Origin of the sequence: Streptomyces niveiscabiei (assembly GCF_033794345.1) — a bacterium.
In the GTDB taxonomy this organism is placed as follows: domain Bacteria; phylum Actinomycetota; class Actinomycetes; order Streptomycetales; family Streptomycetaceae; genus Streptomyces; species Streptomyces niveiscabiei.
Map to the genome: position 1 here is coordinate 39,710 of NZ_JARAYJ010000039.1, position 23,171 is coordinate 62,880.

The 23,171-nt window shown below is 71.3% G+C and carries 22 protein-coding genes; 12 read left to right on the forward strand and 10 right to left on the reverse strand.

The features are described from left to right. Positions 1 to 17 precede the first annotated feature (17 nt). Complete coding sequence (locus PV682_RS36295) at positions 18 to 512, forward strand: hypothetical protein (RefSeq protein WP_319736006.1); 495 nt, start codon at positions 18 to 20, stop codon at positions 510 to 512. 1,072 nt (positions 513 to 1,584) lie between these two features. On the opposite strand, the gene ctaD is transcribed toward PV682_RS36295, so the two are convergent. Next, entirely contained in the window at positions 1,585 to 3,222 is a 1,638-nt protein-coding gene (ctaD, locus tag PV682_RS36300) for an aa3-type cytochrome oxidase subunit I (RefSeq protein WP_319736007.1), read from the reverse strand. Between the two features lie 352 nt (positions 3,223 to 3,574). Here ctaD and PV682_RS36305 point away from each other — a divergent pair, with 352 nt between their 5' ends. Beyond that, positions 3,575 to 3,790: an I78 family peptidase inhibitor gene (locus tag PV682_RS36305; protein WP_055719224.1), complete on the forward strand. Its 216-nt coding sequence runs from the start codon at positions 3,575 to 3,577 to the stop codon at positions 3,788 to 3,790. Between the two features lie 81 nt (positions 3,791 to 3,871). On the opposite strand, the gene PV682_RS36310 is transcribed toward PV682_RS36305, so the two are convergent. Continuing rightward, positions 3,872 to 4,882, reverse strand: coding sequence for a phosphatase PAP2 family protein (locus PV682_RS36310; RefSeq protein WP_319736008.1), 1,011 nt, complete (start codon positions 4,880 to 4,882; stop codon positions 3,872 to 3,874). A gap of 239 nt (positions 4,883 to 5,121) precedes the next feature. Then, positions 5,122 to 6,405: a mannosyltransferase family protein gene (locus PV682_RS36315; protein ID WP_319736009.1), complete on the reverse strand. Its 1,284-nt coding sequence runs from the start codon at positions 6,403 to 6,405 to the stop codon at positions 5,122 to 5,124. Positions 6,406 to 6,627: 222 nt separating this feature from the next. On the opposite strand from PV682_RS36315, the gene PV682_RS36320 reads away from it, so the two are divergent. Together PV682_RS36320 and PV682_RS36325 are read left to right on the forward strand one after the other, a co-directional pair. Continuing rightward, positions 6,628 to 8,208: an MFS transporter gene (locus PV682_RS36320; RefSeq protein ID WP_319736010.1), complete on the forward strand. Its 1,581-nt coding sequence runs from the start codon at positions 6,628 to 6,630 to the stop codon at positions 8,206 to 8,208. Positions 8,209 to 8,311: 103 nt separating this feature from the next. Then, positions 8,312 to 9,478 (forward strand): acyl-CoA dehydrogenase family protein, encoded by a 1,167-nt coding sequence (locus tag PV682_RS36325; protein WP_319736011.1) that lies wholly within the window; start codon positions 8,312 to 8,314, stop codon positions 9,476 to 9,478. Between the two features lie 45 nt (positions 9,479 to 9,523). Here the strand turns inward: PV682_RS36325 and PV682_RS36330 are convergent, their stop codons facing one another. Next, the gene (locus PV682_RS36330; protein ID WP_055725150.1) at positions 9,524 to 9,964 is read right to left on the reverse strand and encodes a cell division protein SepF; all 441 of its coding nucleotides are present in this window, start codon (positions 9,962 to 9,964) and stop codon (positions 9,524 to 9,526) included. 681 nt (positions 9,965 to 10,645) lie between these two features. Between PV682_RS36330 and PV682_RS36335 the strand changes: the two genes are divergently transcribed. From PV682_RS36335 to PV682_RS36360, 6 genes are all read left to right on the forward strand, one after another. Further along, complete coding sequence (locus PV682_RS36335) at positions 10,646 to 12,466, forward strand: FAD/NAD(P)-binding protein (protein ID WP_319736012.1); 1,821 nt, start codon at positions 10,646 to 10,648, stop codon at positions 12,464 to 12,466. After that, the gene (locus tag PV682_RS36340) at positions 12,463 to 13,386 is read left to right on the forward strand and encodes an LLM class oxidoreductase (RefSeq protein ID WP_319736013.1); all 924 of its coding nucleotides are present in this window, start codon (positions 12,463 to 12,465) and stop codon (positions 13,384 to 13,386) included. The genes PV682_RS36335 and PV682_RS36340 overlap by 4 nt, the downstream gene beginning before the upstream one ends. A 462-nt stretch (positions 13,387 to 13,848) precedes the next feature. Next, complete coding sequence (locus PV682_RS36345; RefSeq protein ID WP_109363750.1) at positions 13,849 to 14,748, forward strand: S1 family peptidase; 900 nt, start codon at positions 13,849 to 13,851, stop codon at positions 14,746 to 14,748. Between the two features lie 155 nt (positions 14,749 to 14,903). Next, positions 14,904 to 15,704, forward strand: coding sequence for a slipin family protein (locus tag PV682_RS36350; protein ID WP_319736041.1), 801 nt, complete (start codon positions 14,904 to 14,906; stop codon positions 15,702 to 15,704). A 469-nt stretch (positions 15,705 to 16,173) separates the two neighbouring features. Next, on the forward strand, positions 16,174 to 17,040 hold the full coding sequence (locus PV682_RS36355; protein ID WP_319736014.1) for an alpha/beta fold hydrolase: 867 nt from the start codon (positions 16,174 to 16,176) through the stop codon (positions 17,038 to 17,040). Positions 17,041 to 17,153: 113 nt separating this feature from the next. Continuing rightward, entirely contained in the window at positions 17,154 to 17,603 is a 450-nt protein-coding gene (locus tag PV682_RS36360) for a GNAT family N-acetyltransferase (RefSeq protein WP_319736015.1), read from the forward strand. A gap of 1 nt (position 17,604) precedes the next feature. Here the strand turns inward: PV682_RS36360 and PV682_RS36365 are convergent, their stop codons facing one another. Then, entirely contained in the window at positions 17,605 to 17,736 is a 132-nt protein-coding gene (locus PV682_RS36365) for a hypothetical protein (protein WP_262414469.1), read from the reverse strand. A gap of 107 nt (positions 17,737 to 17,843) precedes the next feature. Here PV682_RS36365 and PV682_RS36370 point away from each other — a divergent pair, with 107 nt between their 5' ends. Next, positions 17,844 to 18,455 carry a class I SAM-dependent methyltransferase gene (locus tag PV682_RS36370; protein ID WP_319736016.1) on the forward strand — a complete coding sequence of 204 codons (612 nt, stop codon included), beginning with the start codon at positions 17,844 to 17,846 and terminating at the stop codon, positions 18,453 to 18,455. A gap of 14 nt (positions 18,456 to 18,469) precedes the next feature. On the opposite strand, the gene PV682_RS36375 is transcribed toward PV682_RS36370, so the two are convergent. Beyond that, the gene (locus tag PV682_RS36375) at positions 18,470 to 18,967 is read right to left on the reverse strand and encodes a DUF402 domain-containing protein (RefSeq protein ID WP_319736017.1); all 498 of its coding nucleotides are present in this window, start codon (positions 18,965 to 18,967) and stop codon (positions 18,470 to 18,472) included. Further along, entirely contained in the window at positions 18,948 to 19,874 is a 927-nt protein-coding gene (locus tag PV682_RS36380; protein ID WP_319736018.1) for a GNAT family N-acetyltransferase, read from the reverse strand. Before PV682_RS36380 ends, PV682_RS36375 begins: the two co-directional genes overlap by 20 nt. An 81-nt stretch (positions 19,875 to 19,955) precedes the next feature. On the opposite strand from PV682_RS36380, the gene PV682_RS36385 reads away from it, so the two are divergent. After that, positions 19,956 to 20,327 carry a GntR family transcriptional regulator gene (locus PV682_RS36385; RefSeq protein ID WP_109363272.1) on the forward strand — a complete coding sequence of 124 codons (372 nt, stop codon included), beginning with the start codon at positions 19,956 to 19,958 and terminating at the stop codon, positions 20,325 to 20,327. A gap of 73 nt (positions 20,328 to 20,400) precedes the next feature. On the opposite strand, the gene PV682_RS36390 is transcribed toward PV682_RS36385, so the two are convergent. Genes PV682_RS36390 through PV682_RS36400 form a run of 3 tightly spaced genes read right to left on the reverse strand, consistent with a single transcriptional unit; the run spans position 20,401 to position 23,089 of the window. After that, entirely contained in the window at positions 20,401 to 21,201 is an 801-nt protein-coding gene (locus tag PV682_RS36390; protein WP_319736019.1) for a polysaccharide deacetylase family protein, read from the reverse strand. Then, the gene (locus PV682_RS36395) at positions 21,198 to 22,262 is read right to left on the reverse strand and encodes a glycosyltransferase family 2 protein (RefSeq protein WP_319736020.1); all 1,065 of its coding nucleotides are present in this window, start codon (positions 22,260 to 22,262) and stop codon (positions 21,198 to 21,200) included. Before PV682_RS36395 ends, PV682_RS36390 begins: the two co-directional genes overlap by 4 nt. Next, positions 22,259 to 23,089 carry a glycosyltransferase family 2 protein gene (locus PV682_RS36400; protein WP_319736021.1) on the reverse strand — a complete coding sequence of 277 codons (831 nt, stop codon included), beginning with the start codon at positions 23,087 to 23,089 and terminating at the stop codon, positions 22,259 to 22,261. The genes PV682_RS36395 and PV682_RS36400 overlap by 4 nt, the downstream gene beginning before the upstream one ends. Positions 23,090 to 23,171 lie beyond the last annotated feature (82 nt).

Consider the following 23,171-nt stretch of genomic DNA (forward strand, 5'->3'; position numbering starts at 1 on the left):
ACATGGTGGTGCATCAGATGGCTCTCCGGAACGGCACGCGGCGCGTGGTAGGGGTGGCCGCGCTTCTCCTCACCCTCGCCGGGTGCAGCCACGACCCCGACGACAAACTGCCCCGCTTCACCCCCTCGCCGTCGCCCTCCTCCGCCCGGCCCACGGCTCCCGCCGACACGGCCGCCGCGGAACAGTCCATCCGCGCCGCCTGGACCAAGTTCTTCGCCCCCAAGACGTCCCTCAAGGACAGACAGTCCCTCCTGGAGAACGGCAAACTCCTCACCGGAGTCCTCCAGACCTACGACACGTCCACGGGCGGCGGCGCCGAGGTCAAGGACATCCGGTTCGCCTCGGACAAGCGGGCGCTGGTGACGTACACGCTGACCGGCACGGCCACACCCAAGGACGCGACCGGCACGGCCATCGAACAGGCCGGGGCCTGGAAGATCTCGGCAAGCACCCTGTGCGGCTTGCCGAAGCCGACACCCACGGCAACTCCGCCGGGCGCGCCGGTGTGTTGAGGCGAGGGCCGGGCGCCGAGGGGGCAACCGGGGTACGGGTGACGGTGGTTCGCGGATGCGGGGACCGATGTGTACGACGCCGGCTCGGGGTTGTCGCGTTGTCGCGGGGTGAGCCGGCGGTCCGGGCGAGGGTGGGCGGTGTGCGGGTGCTTGCGGGTACGGGGCCCGGCGGGCGTACGCGCGTTGGTCCGTACGCCGTGGCCTTCCCGTCCACGCGAATGCGACGGGCGAGGCGGCTGAGGCGCAACGGCTCTGCCCCGGGTTCGGCCCGCCACGTACCCGGCCGACAACTCCCCTCGCCGGGCGCATGCCCCTCACCGCCCCGCGCACACGCATGTGCCGGGCCGACCCGGCCTCGCGCGGGGGAGCGCACAAGTGCCATGAGGCTCCGCCGGCCGCACCACCCGGCGCCGCGCCATCGCGTGGGGGCGTGAGGGGGCGAGGAGGAGGGGGCAGTGGCAACGGCGTGACGGTCAGCCTCTGCGGCCACCCCGCGCACGCGGATGAACGCCCCGACCTCGCCCGCCGGATACCGCGACCGGTGCCCCGCGCCCCTGGATTGGCACGCTAGCCCTGATTGCCAAGAAGCCGTACCGACAGGCACCCCCGCGTGCCGCGTGCCGAGCCGATCCGTCGCTCCGTGCCCACTCGCTGTTCCGCCTGCACGGCGCCGCGCCTCCCGCTCGGCCGTGTGCTGCGTGCCGTCCCGCGCTGATCCACCCGCTGCTCCGGGTCGTGTCCCGCCTCGGGGTGTAAGCGACCTTGCTCGACGCGTTCCGGTAGACCGCGCGTCGGCCACCCGCTGGCGCACGGCTCTCGAGTTGCGCGGCAGCTGACCTGTCATCAGCGCGATGCGCGGCCCTGAACCGCGCCGATGCGGCGATGACCTGCGGATTCCGGTGCCTTGGTCCGCTACACCACCTGGCGGGACGCCACCCTGCTTCGCCTGCACCGCGCCGCACTTCCTGCTCGGCCGGGTGCCGTCCGTCGCTCCGTGCCCACTCGCTGTTCCGCCTGCACGGCGCCGCGCTTCCTGTGCGGCGCCGACTTCTCGCTCGGGCGGCTGTCGGGTCTATACCCCCTCCGCGTGTTCCGGGTGGTGCAGGTTGAAGGCCGGGGACTCTGAGCGGATGCGGGGGAGGGTGGTGAAGTTGTGGCGTGGGGGTGGGCAGGAGGTGGCCCATTCCAGGGAGCGGCCGTAGCCCCAGGGGTCGTCGGTCTCCACGCGCTTGCCGTACTTCGCCGTGTGCCAGACGTTGTAGAGGAAGGGGAGCGTGGACAGGCCCAGCAGGAACGCGCCGATCGTCGAGATCGTGTTCAGGGCCGTGAAGCCGTCCGCCGCGAGGTAGTCGGGGTAGCGGCGGGGCATGCCTTCCGCGCCGAGCCAGTGCTGGACCAGGAACGTCGTGTGGAAGCCGGTGAAGAGGGTCCAGAACTGGATCTTGCCGAGGCGTTCGTCGAGGAGCTTGCCGGTGAACTTGGGCCACCAGAAGAAGAAGCCGCCGAAGATGGCGAAGACGACGGTGCCGAAGACGACGTAGTGGAAGTGGGCGACGACGAAGTACGTGTCGGTGACGTGGAAGTCGAGGGGAGGGGACGCGAGGATGACGCCGGTCAGGCCGCCGAAGAGGAAGGTGACGAGGAAGCCGGTGGCCCAGAGCATGGGCGTCTCGAAGGAGAGGGAGCCCTTCAGCATCGTCCCCGTCCAGTTGAAGAACTTGACGCCGGTCGGCACGGCGATGAGGAAGCTCATGAAGGAGAAGAAGGGCAGCAGGACGGCACCGGTGGCGAACATGTGGTGGGCCCAGACGACGACGGAGAGCCCGGTGATGGCCATGGTCGCGCCGACCAGCGTGAGGTAGCCGAAGATCGGCTTGCGGGAGAAGACGGGGATGATCTCCGAGACGATCCCGAAGAACGGCAGCGCGATGATGTACACCTCGGGATGCCCGAAGAACCAGAAGAGGTGCTGCCACAGCAGCGCACCCCCGTTGGCGGCCTCGAAGACCTGGCTGCCGAACCGCCGGTCCGCCTCCAGGACGAGCAGCGCGGCGGCGAGGACGGGGAACGCGAGCAGGATGAGGATCGACGTGAACAGCGTGTTCCACGTGAAGATCGGCATCCGGAACATCGTCATCCCCGGCGCCCGCATCCCGATGATCGTCGTGATGAAGTTGACCGCCCCGAGGATCGTCCCGAACCCGGCGAGTGCGAGCCCCATGATCCACAGGTCGGGCCCGACGCCGGGGGAGTGGACGGAGCTGTTGAGGGGCGCGTAGGCGAACCACCCGAACGCGGCGGGCCCGTCGGGGACGAACAGCGAGCCCATGACGATGAGCCCGCCGAACAGGAACAGCCAGTACGACAGCATGTTGAGCCGGGGGAAGGCGACGTCCGGCGCCCCGATCTGGAGCGGCATCAGCTCGTTGGCGAACCCGGCGAAGCTGGGCGTCGCGAAGAGCAGCAGCATGACCGTGCCGTGCATGGTGAAGAGCTGGTTGAACTGGTGGTTGTCGACGATCTGGAGCCCGGGACGGGCGAGTTCGGCCCGCATCAGCAGGGCCATCACCCCGCCCGCGAGGAAGAACGCGAACGACGTGATCAGGTACAGGTGGCCGATCTTCTTGTGGTCGGTGGTGGTCAGCCAGTCGACGACCACCCGCCCGCCCCGCACCGGCCGTACGGCCGCCGCCACGGTCTGCGTCCCCATCGCCCGCTCCTTCGCCGCCGGCTCCCTGGAACCCGCCATGATGCTCGCGCCGGGCCCGCTCCGACAGGGGGCCTGTGCGGAAGCCTCGCATTTCCCATGGCCCGTCAGATCACCGCACCGGCCCCGGAAGGGGAATGCGCCAGACGGCCGGAAACGAATTACCGAGCGGATTTCCGGTGCCGCGTCCGGCCCTGCGGTAATTGCGTTCGAATACGCGCGTAACTCGCCCGGATCCGCTCGTACGTGTGACGGAGGAGGATCGAAACGCGCCCCGTGATCCTGTGACTGAAGTGTGACCAGAAGCGGGAACCCGGGCTTCACGCGACGCGATCGGTGGGCCTAGCGTGGCGCCATGGCACCGATTCCCCCTCCCGCCGAGGAGCCCCAGGACAACCCCGAGGAGTACGTCGGCCGCACGGCCGAGGACGCCGAACAGCGCGCCCGGCAACGGGGGTGGTCGACCGTCAGGTCCCTGCCGCCCGGCGCGATCATCACCATGGAGTACCGGGTGGGCCGCCTCAACTTCGAGGTCCGCGACAACCACGTCACCCGCGCCTGGAAGGGCTGAGACGCGCTGCGACGACGGCGCCGGTCCAGTCCGGGAACTGGGGCCGGCGCCGTCGTCGCGGGGCGTGCGTACCGGTGTTTCTCAGGTGCCGGGGCGGGCGGCCGAGGCCGTCGTACCGCGTGGGAGCCGGTCGGCGTGCGGGGGGCGGCGGCTGCCGATCGGGGTGACCGGGGTGCGCTCGGCGCGCGTGGTGTGCGGGCCCGGTGCCAGGTAGGCCGGGGATCTCGGCGTGCGGGGGGCACCGACCGGGGCCTTCTTCAGGTCGACGACCTTGCGGGGGGCCGCCAGCGCGACGGGCACGGTGACCGGCGCGGCGGGCGCGGGCACGGTGCTGCGGCGCTCGCGCCAGCGGTCGCGCAGGTCCAGGATCCGGGCCTCGGCGCGCGCGATCAGCGGCTCGCACCAGGGGAGCGCCAGCAGGACCAGCAGACCGGCGGCCCAGCCGAGCAGGACGTCGCTCAGCCAGTGCGTACCGAGGTAGACGGTGGTCAGGCCGACCCCCAGCGAGACCAGCGCGGAGACGGCGGACAGCCAGCGGCGCGCTCTCGGCGTGGACGCCAGATACGCGAGAATTCCCCAGGTCACGACCGCGTTGGCGGTGTGGCCGCTGGGGAATATATCGCCGCCGAGGCCCATCTCGTTCGAGCCGACGGTCGTCGCGTAGTGCGGACCGAGGCGGCCCATGCCGATCTTCGCGGCGCCGACCGTGATGTTCAGCAGCAGCAGCGAGGCGCCGAGCGTGAGCAGTGGGCGCAGGGTGTGCTGGCGCCACGAACGCCAGCCCAGCCAGGCCGCGACCATCACGGCCGTCGGACCGCGCTGGCCGAGGACGACGTAGTAGTCGAGGAAGGCGTGGATCGACGGCCACTGCTGGTAGGGCCGGAAGAACATGACCTGCCAGTCGAACCGGACCAGCCACGAGGTCGTCACCACGAGCCAGACGATCGCGAGGTAGAAGGCCAGGGTCGCGGACAGCAGTGCGACCCGGTGCCGGCTCATCCGCGGGAAAACGATGTGGGCCGGGCGTTCGGGCTCCCGGTCCAGTCTCGCGAACACCCGGTCCAGACGGGTGAGGTTTCGTTCGGTACGCACCCAATCGACGTTACAGCGAGTGAGGTCTGATCCCCCGCGAATCCACGGCTTTGTGATGACGATGTGATGTGGGATTGCTCTCAGGAAGGGGTTTATTCCCCCTCAATCCGAAATCGGCGGCCGTTCGTACCTTCATTTCCTTTGATCAATCGGGGTGCGGGTTTCGGTGGAGTTATGAATGAGTTCGACTGGCGGTAGTCGGGAATTAACGGTGCCCGCGAAAAGCGATCATGGCGGGGTCAGGGCGGTCCCGAGCCATTCAGCCACCAGGCCCCGTACACCGCCGACGCCACCGCCGCACCGCCCACCACCAGCACCGACCGCGCCGTACGCGACCTGGCCAGCGCGAGCGCGAGGGGCAGCAGGACCGGGAACGCGGGCATCAGCAGGCGCGGTTTCGAGCCGAAGTAGCTAGACGCGCACAGCGCGAGGGCGAGGACGACACCGGCGTACACGAGCAGGGGCAGCGGCTGGCGCTGCCGTACGCAGACGGCGTACAGGCGCAGCAGCAGGGCCACCCCCGCGATCAGGCCCAGGCCCGCGAGGGCGCCGAGCGGCGAGGTGAACTTCTCCGCGACGAACCGGGCGAAGGCGTAGCCGCCGTCGAAACCGTTGCGCCAGCCCGCCTGGACGTCGAGATAGCCGAGCGGGCCGTCGCCCGTGCGGTGGCCGACCCACAGGACGTAGCCGAGCGAGCCGAGCGGCGCGAGCAGAAGCCCCAGGGCGCGCACCGGCTTCCGCGCGCCGGTGGGCGCCCCCGCGCGCGGGGGCGGTACGGGTACGGAGGTGCCGGGGGCGCGCGCTGCCTCGTGCGCGCCGGTTGCGGGCGCCGTGTTGCCGGGTGACACGGACGAGTGAACGGGCTCGCCGGGGGAACCGGGGGCGGCCGGGGTCCGTTCTCGGAGCAGGGAGGCCAGCCCGGCCGCCCACACCGCCGCCACCACCGCGAGACCCACCGGGCGGGTCAGACCGGCCAGCGACGCGAGCACGCCCGCCAGGACCCACCGGCCGGTCAGGACGGCGTACAGCGCCCAGGCGGCGAGCGCGGTGAACAACGACTCGCTGTACGCCATCGACTGCACGATCCCGACCGGGAGCACCGCCCACACCAGCACCGCGTACACCGCCGCGCGGGCGCCGTACACATGGTCCGCGACCGCGAAGATCCCCCAGGCCGCGGCGAGAGAGGAGAGGAGGGAGACGATGAAACCCGCGTCGGCGTACGACAGCGGGGTCAGCCAGTGGAGGAAGCGCTCCAGCCATGGGAGGAGGGGGAAGAACGCCAGGTTCGAGTGGACGTCGCCATTCGGGAGGCGGACCTCGTAGCCGTACCCCTGCTCGGCCACGCGGACGTACCACAACGCGTCCCAGCGCGCCGTCAACAACGTGTACGCGCTCTTGTCCCTGGCCGCGCTCCAGATCGCCAGCGCCGCCAGGCCCAGGGCACGGACCGCCGCGTAGCCCAGCAGGGCCGGGGCCGCCCGGCGAAGGGCCGACGGGACGCGTGCCGCTGTCTCGATCATGGGCTCGATTATCAGGGGTGTGTGGACGAGTGGTGTACGCCACATGGGTTGCAGGTGGCGTCTGAGAGGTCCGCCACGTGATCGGTCGACGAACTCGCGTACGCTGCGATGCACTCGCCGTTCGTCTGCGTGGGCCGGGGACACCGCTCCTCTCCGGCCGAGTCCTGGGAGTCCCCGCCCAGTGAATCCGCCGGACGTGCGAATCAGCTGGGAGGTACGCGCATGTCCGGGACGATGACGGCCACAGCTGTGCGTGGACGCTCCGCCGAGCGGGCCGGGGGACAGCGCTGGGTCGTCCTCGTCGTCTTGTGCGTGAGTCTGCTGCTGGTCGCTGTCGACGCGACGGTGCTGCACGTCGCCGTTCCCGCTGTCACCGAGGATCTCAAGCCCGGTTCGATCGAACTGCTGTGGATCGTCGACACGTATCCGCTGGTCTGCGCCTCTCTGCTGATCCTTTTCGGAACCCTCGGGGACAAGGTCGGGCGGCGGCGGGTGCTGCTGCTCGGGTACGCGCTCTTCGGGGTCGCTTCCGGGCTGGCCGCGTTCGCCGGGAGCGCGCAGGTGCTGATCCTCGCGCGGGCCCTGCTCGGGGTGGGCGGGGCGATGATCATGCCGGCGACCCTGTCGATTCTCCGGCAGGTGTTTCCCGATCGGCGGGAGCGGGCGCTGGCCATAGGGATCTGGAGTGCGGTCGCCGCCGTCGGGGCCGCCGCGGGGCCGCTGCTCGGGGGGTTCCTGCTGGAGCACTTCTGGTGGGGGGCCGTCTTCCTCGTCAACATTCCGTTGATGCTGGTCAGTCTGCCCGTCGGGCGGTGGCTGCTGCCCGAGTCCAAGGGGGATAGCGACGGGCCCTGGGACGTCGTCGGGGCGCTGATGGCCGCCGCCGGGTTGTTCTGTGTCGTGCTCGGGGTGAAGCGGCTCGGCAGCGGGGAGTTCGGGGGGCTGACCTTCGCGCCGCTCCTGGTGGGCGTCGGGCTGCTCGTCCTCTTCGTGCGACGGCAGCGGCGGCGGCCCTCGCCGCTCGTCGATCTGCGGATGTTCGCCCGGCCCGCGTTCGGGACCGCCGTGCTGTGCATCGTGCTGGCCATGCTGGCGCTGGTGGGGCTGGAGCTGATCGCCGCGCAGTACTTGCAGCTCGTGCTGGGGCTCTCGCCGCTTCAGACCGGGCTGCGGTTGCTGCCGCTGACCATCGCCGCCATGGCCGCGGGGCTCGCCGGGGCCCGGTTGCTGCGGCGGGTCGGGCCTCGGCGGATGGTCTGCGGGGGGTTCGTGCTGACCGCCGCCGCCGTGCTGACGCTCACCGGGATGGGGGGATCCGACAACGCCGGGCTGCTGCTCGGGGGGTTCGTGCTGCTCGGGTTCGGGCTGGAGACGACGCTGTTCGCCGCGTACGAGTCGATGCTGAGCGAGGCGCCCGCTGAGCAGGCGGGCGGTGCCGCGGCCGTGGGGGAGACGTCGTACCAGCTGGGGGCGGGGATCGGGATCGCGCTGCTGGGGAGCGTGATGAATGCCGCCTACAAGCCGGCGGTCGTGGGGGTGGTGGGGGTGCCTGCCGAGGCCTCCGCCGCCGCTGGGCATTCGCTGGGGGAGGCGTACGACGTCGCCGGGGAGATCGGGGGGCCCGCGGGAGGGGTGTTGCGGCGGGTGGCCCGGGAGTCGTTCGTGCATGGGCTGCATGTGACGTTGCTGGTCAGTGCGGGGCTGTTGTTGCTGGGGGCGGTCATGGCGTTGCGGTTGCCGCGGAGCGTGCAGGTCGAGGTGCCCGGGCCCCGGGGGGCCTGCCCGCCCGCGCGCCGCCCGTGACCGTCTGCCGGCGGGCGGGCGTTCCTTGTGGGAGTAGGACCGTGGGGCGTAGGTTCCTGAGTGGCGTGTAACTAGCGGTGCTAGTTTTGGAGGAAGCGTGGGAATGCTCGACGTCGGGGACCTGCTGGGGATCGATGACTTGTTGTCGCCCGAGGATCTCGCTGTGCGGGAGACCGTGCGGCGGTGGGTGGGGGACCGGGTGTTGCCGGGTGTCGCGGAGTGGTACGAGGCGGGGGAGCTGCCCGATGTGCGGGAACTGGCCCGGGAGTTGGGGGCGCTCGGGGCCCTCGGGATGTCCCTTGAGGGATACGGGTGTGCCGGGGCCAGCGCTGTGCAGTACGGGCTGGCCTGCCTGGAACTGGAGGCCGGGGACTCCGGCATCCGGTCGCTCGTGTCCGTGCAGGGGTCCCTCGCCATGTACGCCGTCCATCGGTTCGGGAGCGAGGAGCAGAAGCAGGAGTGGCTGCCCCGGATGGCCGCGGGGGAGGTCATCGGGTGCTTCGGGCTCACCGAGCCCGATCACGGGTCCGACCCGGGGTCCATGCGGACCTACGCCAGGCGCGACGGGGGTGACTGGGTGCTCAACGGGCGGAAGATGTGGATCACCAACGGGTCCGTCGCCGGGGTCGCCGTCGTGTGGGCGCAGACCGAAGGCGGGGTTCGCGGGTTCGTCGTGCCCACCGATGCCGCCGGGTTCTCCGCGCCGGAGATCAAGCACAAGTGGTCGCTGCGGGCGTCCGTGACCAGTGAACTGGTGCTGGACGACGTGCGGTTGCCCGAGAGTGCCGTGCTGCCCGAGGTCGTGGGGCTGAAGGGGCCGCTCAGCTGCCTCTCGCACGCCCGGTACGGGATCGTGTGGGGCGCGATGGGAGCGGCGCGCGCCTGCTTCGAGGCCGCCGTCGAATACGCCAGGACCCGCGAGCAGTTCGGGAAGCCGATCGGCGCGTTCCAGCTCACGCAGGCCAAACTCGCCGACATGGCGGTCGAGTTGCACAAGGGGGTGCTGCTCGCGCATCACCTGGGCCGGCGGCTGGACGCGGGGCGGCTGCGGCCCGAACAGGTCAGCTTCGGCAAGCTCAACAACGTACGCGAAGCCATCGAGATCTGCCGTACGTCGCGGACGATCCTCGGTGCCAACGGGATCTCGCTGGAGTACCCCGTGATGCGGCACGCGACGAACCTGGAGTCGGTGCTGACGTACGAAGGCACCGTGGAGATGCACCAGTTGGTGCTGGGCAAGGCGCTCACCGGACTCGACGCCTTCCGCTGACCCCGGACCTGAACCCAGGGGGCAGGGCCGGTGAGCGGCCCTGCCTCAGCTCTGGTTGAAGAAGCCGTCCGTGCGGTGGCCGCCGGGGTCGCCGTTGACGATCTCGGTGTTGGACGGGGTCAGCAGGAACACGCGCGTGGAGACGCGCTCGATCGAACCGCGCAGGCCGAAGATGAGCCCGGCGGCGAAGTCGACGACGCGCTTGGCGTCGGCGGCCTCCATCGCCGTCAGGTTCATGATCACCGGCACGCCTTCGCGGAACAGCTCGCCGATCGCCCGGGCGTCCCGGAAGCTGTCCGGGGTGACCGTGCCGATCCGGCGGCCCTTCTCCTCGGCCGTGTCCGTGGCGACCTTGACCCGGGGGTCGGTGACCCAGGCGGCGTCGCCGGAGTCGGTCCCCTCGGAGTAGTCGTCGTCGTAGTAACGCTCGTCATCGTTGTCGTCGACGAGGCCAAGCCAGGCACTCGCCTTGCGCACCGATCCCATGGACGCCTCCTCTCACAGCGGTCTTGCTTGCTATCCGCAGGACCCATGGTCGTCCATGATGCGGATGTCGCGCCAAGTGGATAGACGCCGCGCGGGGGGTTTGTGACGGTACTGGTGCACAGCCGATTCGTCGAGAGTCCAAGTGCCCCAAGGGTCGTAACGTGTACGGCTGCTGACTGAGAGTGAAATATGATTCTTTGTGGCGGACGGGTGACAAGCGGTGCGTATGGGTGAACGAATGCGACCGTTCGGGCTCGCTCCGGGCCGATTGTCTGTCTGTGTGCGGCTGCTGACTGAGTGTCAGGATGGTGTGCGGGGTGAGGGGAGGCGCACGTGTGAAGGCGGGGAGGAAGGCATCGGGAGCGCCCCGGCGAGAGCCGTGGGGCGGATGGCGGTCAGCTCAACAGGAACAGGACCACACGCGACCGAAGTCGATGTGGGAGCGGGTGACCAGCCACTGCTGCGGATGCATGGGGCAAGTGGAACAGGTCTCCGGATACGAGTCAACCGACCTGAGACGAACCGCCCACACTGTGGACGACCTTGACAGTGAGGGGAAACGCGGTCGTACCCTCGGAGTGCGGTCCTGCTGAGGGGCTCGGCCGCACCGGCGCCGCGCGGCGCCCCGTGTGAAGGCATCCGCCACCCCCTGCCCGGGGGACTTCCGCCACGGAGCCTTCCATGCCTTCCCTCGTCATCGTCGGCGCCGGACCCCGAGGGGTCGGGCTGATCGAGCGCATCGCCGCGAACGCGCCTGAGCTGTACGACGGTTCGGGCCTCGACATCCACCTCGTCGATCCGCACCCACCGGGCGCGGGCCGCATCTGGCGTGCCGCGCAGTCGCCGCTGCTGTGGATGAACTCCCATGCCGAGGACGTCACGATGTTCACCGACGAGACGGTGGCCATGGAGGGGCCGGTGCGGCCGGGGCCGACGCTGCACGAGTGGGCGGGCATCGAGGGGAGCACGTTCGCCGACCGGCAGCTTCAGGGGCGGTACTTGGGGTGGTTCTACGAGCAGGCGGTCGCCGCGCTGCCGGCGGGGGTGCGGGTGCATCGGCACGCGCGGCGGGCGGTGCGGGTCACCGGGGGGTGGGACGGGCGGCAGGAGGTGTGGCTGGAGGCGGGGTCGGGGGCGGGGGCTGGGGCTGGGGCGGCGACTGGGGTGCGGGGTGGGTCCGGCTCCGAGGGGGTGGGGGTCGGTCGCGACGTTCTCCATGCCGACCTCGTCGTCCTCGCTCTCGGGCATCTCGACGCCGAACTCGACGACGAACAGCGCGCGTTGGCCTCGTACGCCGCTCGGCACGGGCTTGTCCATCTGCCGCCCGACTTCACCGCCGACAGCGACCTCTCCGCGCTCGAACCCGGCGCGCCCGTGCTCGTGCGGGGGTTCGGGCTCGCGTTCGTCGATCTGATGGTGCTGCTCACCGAGGGGCGGGGCGGGCGGTACGAGGGTGAGGTGTACGTGCCGTCGGGGCGGGAGCCGGTGCTGTACGTGGGGTCGCGGCGGGGTGTGCCGTACCGGTCGAAGATCGGGTACGAGTTCACCGGTGGGCGTCCGCCGCTGCCCCGGTTCCTCGGGCCCGGCGAGATCGACGAACTCCTCGCCAGGGAGGGCGGGTTCGACTACCGGCGGGACGTGTGGCCGCTGGTGGAGAAGGAGTTGGGGTTCGCGCACTACCACCGGCTGTTCTCGGCGCATCCCGGGCGGACGGCGATGGACTGGGCGGACTTCGAGGAGAAGTACGCGGCGGGGAGCGGGGCGGACCTGCGGGCGCTGGTCGCCGAGGCCGTGCCCGATCCCCGGGACAGACTCGATCTGGCGGCCCTGGACCGGCCGTTGGAGGGGATGCGGTACGGATCGCCGGAGGAGTTCCAGGACGGATTGCGGGCCCACATCGAAGCGGACCTGACGCGACGTCACGATGACGCGTACAGCGTCGACTTGGCCGTCTTCCTCGGACTCCTCTCCGTGTACGTCCAGTTGATACCCCTCGGGGGGCAGGTCGCTTCCTCCTGGCACGGGTTCTTCAGCTACCTCGCGTCCGGGCCGCCGGGGCCCCGGCTGCGGCAGATGCTCGCGCTGTCCCGGGCCGGGGTGCTGAGGTTCGTCGGCGGGGAGCTGGAGGTGCGCGCCGAGGACGGGGTGTTCCAGGCGTCAAGTCCCAACGTCCCCGGGGCGGTTGTCGAGGCTCGTGCGCTCGTCGAGGCGCGGTTGCCGGAGGCGTCCGTGGGGCGGGCGCTCGATCCGCTGCTGCGGGGGCTCGCGGAGGAGGGGGCCGGGGAGACGGACGCGGGGCTGCTGCGGGTGGACCCCCGCGACGGGCGGGTGCTCGACGCGGACGGGCGCGCGCATCCCCGGCGGTTCGCGCTCGGGCCGTATACGGACGGGCGTACGCCGGGGGCGTTCACCCGGCCCCGGACCGGGGGGCCGGCGTTCCGGCAGAACGACGCCACGGCCCGGGCTGTGCTCGGGTTCCTGCGCGGGGAGGGTGCGCGGTGAGCGCGTCCTGGGGGTTACCGCATCTCGCCGCCGCCGTGGATGTGCCCGAGGGGGAGGACTGCGCGGAGCTGGTGGGGCTGGCCGAGCGGGGTGGGCTGGACTTCGTGACGCTCGGGGGCGCGGGGGATGTGGTGGGGGCGCTCGCTGACGCGGCTGCGGTGACCCGGCGGGTGGGGCTGGTGGCGATGTCCGTGGAGGGGGCGGGGGTGGTGGGGCTGGATCGGGTGAGTGGGGGGAGGGGTGGGGGGTTGGTGTCGGCGGAGAGTTGTGGGAGCGGTTACTTCGGGATTTCTGGTGCTGGTGCTGGTGCGTTCGGGGAGGGGGGTGTGTTTCCGGAGGGCGGGCCGGTGCCGGGTGCGTTCTCCGCGGTGGGTGGGGCCTCGGGTGCGGGTGCGCCTCCGGGGGCCGGTGTCTCGCCCGGTGCCTGTCCGCTGCGGGTCGTCGACGCCGGCGACCCCGCCGGGTGGGGTTTCGCCGCGCGGTACGGCGATGTCGCGCTCGTGCGGGTCGCGGGCGCCGGGGAGGCGCGGGGCGCGCGGGAGCGGCTGCGGGCGCTCGCCGGGGAGGCGGGGCGGGACCCGGACGCCCTGCGGGTGCTGGCCGCGCTGGTGATCGACCTCGGGGACGGGGAGCGGGCCGCCGTACCGGGACATGGCGGGGGCGGGCCGCGGGTGAGTGCGCGGGGGCCGTCGTACCGGGGCGGGCCCGTGGATCTCGCGGAGTTGATCGCCGGGTGGCACCGGGAGGGGGTCGTCGACGGGTTCCATCTGACGCCGGTCGAGCCGCGCCGGGACCTGGAACGGCTGGTCAACGGGACCGTCGCGCTGCTGCAACACCGGGGGCTGTTCCGGACGTTCTACCCCGGGGCGACCGTGCGCGAGCACCTGGGGCTGGGGCGGCCCGTCGAGGCGTCGCGGTGATGTCGCGGAGGGTGGTGGGGAGTTCACGGAAGGGGGCGTTCCGGGGGGTGTTTTCGGCCGTCCCCCGGGGACGCGCAGGTGTGGGGCGTGACCCGGGTAGACGCGCGCCGGGGTCCTTCGGGTCGGGGCCGGTGGCGGGTGGGTACGGGGGTGCGGCTCAACTGGGAGTTGAGGGTTCCGGGGAACCGTTCGGGGCCCCTCGTCGTCGTACGGAAGCGGAAGTTGGCCTGAAACAGCTCATACCTCACAGTTTCAACTCCGGTTCTCGGCCGAAAGGTGCTCTTGCGTCCGGCGGGTGGTCGAGGGGCTCTTGCGCCGACCGGCCGTTCGGCCGAATACTCCTTCCTCAGCGCTTGCCGGGGGTCTCCAACCCTGGTTTCAGGGGCGGGATCTCGGCCCTGGCTGCGCCTCACGGGCCCCGACCCCACGCGGGCCCCCTGGCTTCCCGGGAGGGAACGAAAAGTGAGGAACAAGCGCACCACCCCCACCACCCACAAGAGACGCACTCGCATGGTCGCCCTCGCGGCCGGGTTCGTCGCCGCCGCCGGCTTCGCCGTCCCCACCGCGAACGCCGCCGACGCGCACACGTTCAGCGCCTCCGAACTCAGCGGCGTCAGCGGCTCGGTGCTGAAGTCCGACATCCCGGGCACCGCCTGGGCCGTCGACGCGGCCACCAACCGGGTGGTCGTCACCGTCGACAGCACGGTCTCCGCCGCGGAGATCGCGCAGATCAAGAAGGACGCGGGCAGCAAGGCCGGCGCCCTCACGATCAAGCACACGCCCGGCAAGTTCAACAAGCTCATCGCCGGCGGCGACGCCATCTACGGTGGCGGCTACCGCTGTTCGCTCGGCTTCAACGTCCGCAGCGGCAGCACGAACTACTTCCTGACCGCCGGTCACTGCGCCGAGGTCGCGTCGACCTGGTACTCCAACTCCGGCCAGTCGACCGTGCTCGGCTCCAACGCCGGGTACAGCTTCCCGACCAACGACTACGCGCTGGTCCGGTACACCAACAACTCGGTGACCAAGTCCGGGACCGCGGGGAACACGGACATCACCAGCGCGGGCACGCCGAGCGTCGGCACCACGGTCTACCGTGACGGCTCGACCACCGGTATCCACAGCGGCCGGGTGACGGCCCTCAACGCGACCGTCAACTACGGCGGCGGCGACGTCGTCTACGGCATGATCCAGACCAACGTCTGCGCCGAGGGCGGCGACTCCGGTGGCGCGCTGTACTCGACCAGCGGGATCGCCTACGGGCTGACCTCGGGCGGCAGCGGCAACTGCTCCGTCGGCGGGACGACGTTCTTCCAGCCGGTGGTCGAGGCGCTCAACGCGTACGGGGTCAGCGTGTTCTGACGTACCGTCAGTGATTCTGGCCCGAGTGCACCGGGCCCGGCGCTCCGAGCCCCCGTACGCAACCGGCGTGCGGGGGCTCCCCCTTGTACGCGGGGCGGGTTACCGTCGAAGGAGCCCCTGGACGCAGGTCTGACGCACGGAGGGCGGTGGCCGTTGTGGTCGAGGAACTGGTGGCGGTGGGGGCGGGGTTGGTGACCGCCGGGGTCGTGTACGCGACCGCCGCCGCGCGGGTCGTCAAGCAGTACGAGCGGGGGGTGGTGTTCCGGCTCGGGAAGCTGCGGCCGGATGTGCGGGGGCCGGGGCTGACGATGATCATTCCCGGGGTCGACAAGCTCCGCAAGGTGAACATGCAGATCGTCACGATGCCGGTACCCGGGCAGGAGGGGATCACCCGGGACAACGTGACCGTGCGGGTTGACGCGGTCGTGTACTTCAAGGTGACCGCGCCCGCCGAGGCCGTCGTGCGCGTCGAGGACTACCGGTTCGCCGTGTCGCAGATGGCGCAGACGTCGCTGCGGTCCATCATCGGCAAGAGCGAGCTCGACGATCTCCTCTCCGACCGCGAAAAGCTCAACCAGGGGCTGGAGTTGATGATCGACAGCCCTGCCGTCGAGTGGGGCGTCACCATCGACCGCGTCGAGATCAAGGACGTCTCCCTGCCCGAGACGATGAAGCGCTCCATGGCCCGCCAGGCCGAGGCGGACCGCGAGCGGCGGGCCCGGGTCATCAACGCGGACGCGGAGCTCCAGGCGTCCAAGAAACTCGCCGAGGCGGCCCAGGAGATGGCCGACACCCCGGCCGCCCTCCAACTCCGCCTGCTCCAGACGGTGGTCGCCGTCGCCGCGGAGAAGAACTCGACGCTCGTGCTGCCGTTCCCGGTGGAACTCCTGCGGTTCCTGGAACGGGCGGCGCCGCCGCAGCAGTTGCCGCCGGAGGGTGGGGGGAAGCCGGCCTAGCGGGCTCGGCGGCTTCGGGGGTACGTGCCGTGGTGGTCGGGGCATCCCGGCCGCCTTGAGGCCGTCCGCACGGCCTGGTCGGCCTGGTGTTTCCGCATGGCTTGGCGGCGGCCCATGTATCGGGTGGTGGACGGGGAGCGAGTTCCCTCCGCCTGGTGTCATGTGCGGCGGCGGGAGCTGATGGGGTCTGATCGTGTACGCCGACGGGCTCGTCGAGTGCGGGTGGTGGTGTTGACCGAGTCGGGGTGGGTGGGTGCTCGGGCCGCCGAAGAGGCTGCTGTGGAGATGCCGCGGAAGGGGTTGGCGAGGGTTGTGGGGGGTGGGATGGAGTTCTGAGTTTTTACTGACGCGTAACTTCCCAGTTCGGCTACTCGTCCGTAACTTGAAGAGTGAACAGCATCCTCGTGATCCGGATCACAGGGCTTAGTGCCGTTGCACCTCCCCCCTTGAGCCGCAAGGAGATCGATCGATGCTGCACTGGAGACGTCTGTTCAGACCTCTGACCGCACTGTTGCTGGCGGCCGGCGCCGTCACCGTTCCTGTGTCCGCCGCGCAGGCGGAGTCTTCGTCCGCTGTCAGCAGTGGGTGGAATGATTACTCGTGCAAGCCGTCGGCCGCGCATCCCCGGCCGGTCGTGCTCGTCCATGGGACGCTCGCCAACTCCGTGGACAACTGGCTCGGTCTGGGCCCCTACCTCGTCGGCCGTGACTACTGTGTCTTCGCCCTGGACTACGGCCAGTTGGAGGGTGTGCCGCTGATTCACGGGCTCGGGCCGATCGACAGGTCGGCCGAGCAGTTGGCCGCGTACGTGGACAAGGTGCTGGCCGCGACCGGCGCGGCGAAAGTGGACCTGGTCGGGCACTCCCAGGGCGGGATGATGCCCCGGTACTACCTCAAGTTCCTCGGTGGCGCCGCGAAGGTGAACCAGCTCGTCGCGATCTCGCCCAGCAACCGGGGGACGACGCTCAGCGGGCTGACCAACCTGCTCCCCTACTTCCCCGGGGCCCGCGAGTGGCTCAACCTCAACACGCCGGCGCTCGCGCAGCAGATCGTCGGGTCGGACTTCCTGACGAAGCTGAACGCCGGGGGCGACACGGTTCCGGGCGTCAAGTACACCGTCCTCGCCACGAAGTACGACGAGGTCGTCACCCCGTACCGGTCCCAGTTCCTGACCGGCCCCAACGTCAAGAACATCCTCATCCAGGACCTCTGCCCCCTCGACCTCTCCGAGCACGCCCTCATCGGCCTCACGGACCGCATCGCGTTCCACGAGGTCGCGAACGCGCTGGACCCGGCGCGGGCGAAGCCGACGACCTGCGCATCGGTCTTCAGCTGACATGCACCTGACCTTCACGTGACCCTCAAATGACCTTCGAACGGCCTTCGGAGGGTCGTCGTCCCCAGGGCGGCGGCCCTTCGGGGTTTCCCGGGGTGGGTACGGTCCGGGGCATGGAGAACCAGGAGATCAGGGCGGCCGTCGCCGCCGACGTACCGGCCGTGCGGAGTGTGACGGACGCGGCCTACCGGCCGTACATCGCGCGTATCGGGGTCGTACCCCAGCCGATGGAGGCGGACCACGCGGCGGACGTCGACGCCGGGCGGGTGTTCGTCGTGGGGGAGCCGGTCGTAGGCGTCGTAGTACTCCGGGACCATGACGACCATCTGTTCCTCGACAGCATCGCCGTGCACCCCGACGCCCACGGGCAGGGGCTCGGCGGGCGGCTGCTGCGGTTCGTGGACGCGCGGGCGCGGGCGGCGGGGCTCGGGGAGGTACGGCTCTACACCAACGCGCTCATGTGGGAGAACCAGGAGATCTACCCGAGGTACGGGTACGAGGTCGTCGAACGGCGGGTGGACGGGGTCTACGACCGGGTCCACTACCGCAAGCGCCTCGTGTGACTCACGTCTCCGGCCACCACGTGCGGGCGATGTCCTTGCGGATCTCGGGGCGGGTGGCGGGGGTGGGGTCCGGGGTTTCCCGGGAGCGGGGGGACTGCTTCTTCTGGGGTTTCTGGAGGGTTGTGCGGCGCATGGGGCCTCCTTCGGGGGCCGCCTGGTTCCGTGGGTGCGGGGCGGGCCCTTTGGGGGAGGGTGGCTCATCGGGGGCCGGTTGTCAGTGGCGGGTGTCACTCTGGGGACATGAGTGATCGACGTGGTGGTGCGGTGGCGGGCGGGGTCGACTGGGACCAGGCCGCCGGGTCCTTCGACGAGGAGGCGGATCACGGGCTGCGGGATCCCGTGGTGCGGCGGGCGTGGGGCGAGCGGATGGATACGTGGCTGCCGGGCGAGCCCTCCGCCGTGCTCGACCTCGGGTGCGGGACGGGAAGCCTGGCGCTGCTCGCCGCGGAGCGGGGCCACCGCGTGACCGGCGTCGACCGCTCCCCGGCGATGCTCGAACGGGCCCGCGCCAAGCTCGCCGCCCACGACGCCGCTTTCCTGCTGGGCGACGCGCAGGAACCGCCCGTCGGGGCCGCGCGGTTCGACGTCGTCCTCGTACGGCACGTGCTGTGGGCGCTGCCCGACCCCGCCCGCGCGCTCGCCAACTGGCGGGGGCTGCTGCGGGAGGGCGGGCGGATGGTGCTGGTGGAGGGCGTGTGGGGGTCGGTCACGCCGGTGGGGATTCCGGCGGAGCGGGTGGTGGAGCTGGTGGAGGAGGGCGGGGGGAGCGCCCGGGTGGAGCGGCTGGACGGGGACGACCGGCTGTGGGGCGGTGCCGTGGACGACGTGCGGTACGCGGTGGTGGTGCGGTGAGAGAGCGCCTCCGCCTACGCCAGCAGGCCCTCCAGCCCGCCCGTCCTCCTCGCGTACCCCTCCAGCTCGTCCAGTGCCGCTGTCGCCGCCTTCGCCGCCTGCGGGTCGCGGGCCCGCAGGCCGCTCTCCTCGAACTCGTCCTCGTCCAGGCGGCGGATGTCCGTGCCGGAGGCGTTGTGCCAGAGGTCCAGGTCGAGGTCCTCCACCGTGAGGGTGCGGTCCGTGCGGACCGCGGGGCGGGTGATGTCGCAGTACCAGCCCTTGAGGGCCCCGGTGGAGGTGCGGACCTCCTTGATGGCGTACCAGCGGTCGCGCCAGTAGTGCTCGGTGAAGACGTCGCCGGGTTCGAAGCGGACGAAGCCGAAGTCGCGGGTGCCGGTGCCGGCCCAGGGGGCGCGGACGGTGATGTGGGTGCCGTCGTCGGAGAGGAGGGTCGCGGGGTAGCGGATCTTCGTGCGGCCCGCTTTCACCAGGACCACTTCCAGGGACGGGTCAGACGAGGTCGCGGACATGGCGTACCTCCGTCGCGCGGATCTCGTACCCGAAGCCCTTGTTGATCGCGAGCATGGGGGTGTTGTCCGAGTCGTTGCCGGTGAAGGCGACCGTGCAGCCGGCCTCGCGGGCGCGGTACAGGGAGGCGGCCTTGGCGAGTTTCGCGAGGCCGCGGCCCCGGTGGGCGCGGGCGGTGCCGGTCATGGCCGTGTGGTAGCGGCCGGCGCCGTCGGTGTGGGCGACGCTCAGCGCAACGGGGCGGCCGTCCACGACGACCACGCTCGTCAGGGCGCGGTCCAGGTGGGGGTGGTGCCAGTTCTCCGTGACCCACGCCTCGTAGTCGGTGAACTCGGCGCCCACGTCGCCGGGTTCGTCGGAGGTGACCTCCGCGTCGAGTTCGAAGAGGGGGCGCGGGTCGGCGGCGTAGTCGGCGGCCGTACGCAGTTCGACGCCGGCGGGGACGGACGGCGGGGTGAGGGCCGCGGCCGTCAGGTCCAGGCGCAGGAAGTGGGCCGAGCGGCTCGGGCGGTAGCCGGCGCGCTCGGCGTACGCGAGGTTGCGCGGGGCGTCCAGGACCCAGGCGTACAGGTGGATGGCGCCGAGGCCGGACAGGTACTCCTCCGCGGTCTCGCGCAGTGCCGTACCCGCGCCCCGGCCCTCGTACGCGGGGTCGACGTACACGTTCAGGTTCGCCTTGCCGGGCTCCGGCGCGTCGTGGGCCAGGCTGATCTGGGCCGTGCCGGCGAGTACGCCGTCCACCTCGGCGACCAGCCTGCGGACGTGGGCGTCCGGGTGGCCGTGCGTGATGTCGTGGGCCACCGAGGCGGGGGTGAACAGGAGGTACGGGAGGGCGGCGTCGCGGACCCGGCAGAAGGCCTCGGGGTCGGCGGGCACGTCGAGGCGGAGATCTCGCACGGTGATGGTCATATACGCGGAGGTTAGGGCGGGGACCCGGGAGGTGCCTCCCATTTTCCGGCGGGTGCCTCCCGGGTGCGGAAGAATCGGGGGGTGACCTTGACGATCGACATCATCGACGGCCCCGCGCCCTACGAGCAGGTGCGTACGCAGATCTCCGAGCAGGCGCGGACGGGGGCCCTGCCGGTGGGGTACCGGCTCCCCACGGTCCGCGCGCTCGCGGAGTCCCTGGGCCTCGCGCCCAACACGGTCGCCAAGGCGTACCGGGCGCTGGAGTCCGACGGGGTGATCGAGACGCGGGGGCGCAACGGGACGTACGTCGCCGCCGCCGGGGACGCCGCCGAACGGGAGCTGGCGGCTGCGGCGCAGGCGTACGTGGAACGGGCCCGGCGGCTCGGGTTCGGGGAGGCGGCGGTGGCGGGGGCCGTGGGGGAGGCGGTGCGGGCGGCGTTCGGGGAGGGGTGAGGGGGACGAGGCCGACGGGGGGTACGGGGGTATGGGGGGTACGGGTATCCCCCATACCCCCCATACCTCCGCCTCAGATCAGTGCCCCCGCCGCTCTCCTCCCCGCCCTCCGTGTCCGGCGCACCAGCGCGTAGCCCTTCGTCAGGGCGCGGTCCCGGGCGAACGTGCGGGTGATGGCGTGGCCGTCGAGGAGGTGCGCGAACTCGGCATCCGTGGTGCGGCGGCGGACCGTGACCCGGCGCAGGGCGTACGGGCCCTGGGCGCGCCGGGCCAGGGAGTTGCCGACCGCGAGGGCCTGGGCGAAGCCGTTCTCGCGGACGGCGGCCCGGACCCGGCGGTCGGAGTAGCCGTACGGATAGGCGAACGACACGGGCAGCGCGCCGAGTTGATCGGCGACGAGATCCCGGCAGCGGGTCAACTCGCCCCGCAGGGCGGCGTCGTCCAGCTGGTCGAGCTGAGGGTGGGAGTGGCTGTGGCCGCCGATCTCCACGCCCGCGTCGGCCAGTTGGCGGACCTGCTCCCAGTCGAGCATGGTGTCGAGGGCGCCGCCGGTGTCGTACGCGCCCTTGATCCAGCCGGTGGACACGAACAGGGTTGCCGGGAAGCCGAGTCGGGCGAGGACGGGGAGGGCGTGGCGGTGGACGCCCTCGTAGCCGTCGTCGAAGGTGATGAGGACGGGGTGCGGCGGCAGGGGGCGGCCCGTGCGCCAGCGCGCGGCGAGGGCGGCCGTGGTGAGCGGGGTGAGGACCTTCGCCGCGACCAGCTCCATCTGCCGCGCGAACGCCTCCGGCGACACCGACAACTCCCGTGTCGCGGCGCGGGGTTCGGCGGAGATCGCGTGGTACATGAGGATGGGGACGCGGGCGTCGGTCATGCGGCGCCCTCGCCGTCGTACACCGGGGCCTGGTCGTTCGGCGGGTTGCCCGCGTCAACTCCCTTGGCCCCGCTCACCGTTGCCCGGTCGATCGGTACGACCGCGAACGTCGTGCCGTTGCGGCGGGCCCGGATCGTGCCGACGACGTAGCCGCCCGCGGCCGTGAGGACCCCCGCGACGATGGCGCCCGCCCGCTGCGCCCCGCCGGGCCTCGCGCGCAGGGCGTCGCGCAGGCCGCGGGCGACCCCGGCGGGCAACACCCGTGTCGTGTACCGGCGTTCGGACTCCAGCCCCTTGTCGGTGCCGACGCTGCGGGCGACCAGCGCCTTGGAGAGGCCCTCGGCGTAGGTGCGGGTGCGGAAGTAGGCGAAGTGCTCGCGGGCCGGGGGGACCTTGTGGTGGATGACGGCCCGGTCGTCGACCAGGAGGATCGCGTCGGGTCTCTCGTGGCCGAGCCGGATGCACAGTTCGGTCTCCTCGCCGCCCATCGGCCGCTTGTCGCCGTCGCGCCCGATGCCGCTCGCGAACCCGCCGACGAGGTCGAACGCGCTGCGCCGGAAGGAGGCGTTGCCGCCGAGGATGTTGCGTACCCGGACCCGGCCGGGCGGCAGGCCCCGGTACGAGCAGCCCACCACCCAGTCGAACTCCTCCGGGAACCAGGCGGGTCTACGACCTGAGGACCACACGGGCTCGCAGCGCCCGCCGACCGCCAGGACCCGGGGGTCGCTGTACGGGTCGGCGAACCGGCGCAGCCAGTCCCGCTCGGCCACCGCGTCGTCGTCGAGGAAGGCGATGATCTCGCCGCGGGACGCGGCGATGCCGGTATTACGCCCGGCGGACAGCCCGCGCGGACCGGCGTTGGCCAGGACCCGTACCTCCGAGGTCTCCTTGTACTCCAGAGTGAGCCGGTCCAGGAGCACCGGGTTGTGGTCGACGACCAGCAGGATCTCCTGCGCCGGGTGGCTCTGCGCGCGTACGGAGGCGACCGCGGCGAGGACGTCGTCCCAGCGGTCCTCGGTGTAGACGCAGATCACCACGGAGATGTCGAGCGGCGGGGTCACGACCCGTCACCCCGAGCCGCTTCGAGCAGCGGCGACTTCCGCCGACGGCTGCGCAGCGCACGCCGGTTGGAGCGCTCCCTGAGGATGACCCGTAGGACCCGTAGTCCGTCGCGCACCGCCCGCAGGTTGGAGACGCCGTGGATGCGCAGGTACTCGTGGCTCGGGATCTCCTGCACCTTCAGCCCCGCCTTGACGACCCGGATGTTGATCAGGGTCTCGATCTCGAACCCCGTGCAGTCGAGGTCGATCTTGTCGAGGCAGTGCCGCCAGAACGCGTTGTACCCGTAGCACAGGTCGGTGTAGCGCGCGCCGAACTTGCGGTTGACGACGGCGCACAGCACGCGGTTGCCGAGCCACCGGATGAACGTCATGTCGTCCGTGCCGCCGCCGTTGGCGAACCGCGAGCCCTTGGCGAAGTCGGCGCCGGAGACCAGCGCGGAGACGTAACTGACGATCTCGTTGCCGTCGGCCGAGCCGTCCGCGTCGACCATCACGATGATGTCGCCGCTGCACGCCTCGAACCCGGTGATCAGGGCGTCGCCCTTGCCGCGCCCCTGCTGCTGGACGACCTTGACGGCGGGCCACAGTTCGCGGGCCACCCGGACGGTCGCGTCGGTGGAGTTGCCGTCGACCAGGACCACCTCGTGGATCCAGTCGGGCAGCGTCTTGAAGACGTACGGAAGGTTCTCCGCCTCGTTCATCGCCGGTATCACGACGCTCACGGGCGGCGTGATGGCCAGGTGCGAGGAGATCGGGCGGTACGTGGTGGCGGTGTCGTCGGCCAGGCGGTTCTGGCCCGTCGTCGCCGGTTGCAGAACGGAACTCATGAGTCTGGTCCCTCTCGTCCGGCGGACCGCCCGCCCCTGGGCGGTCCGGCTGAAAGTCCGGTTCGAAAGGGGGGTTTCTCCC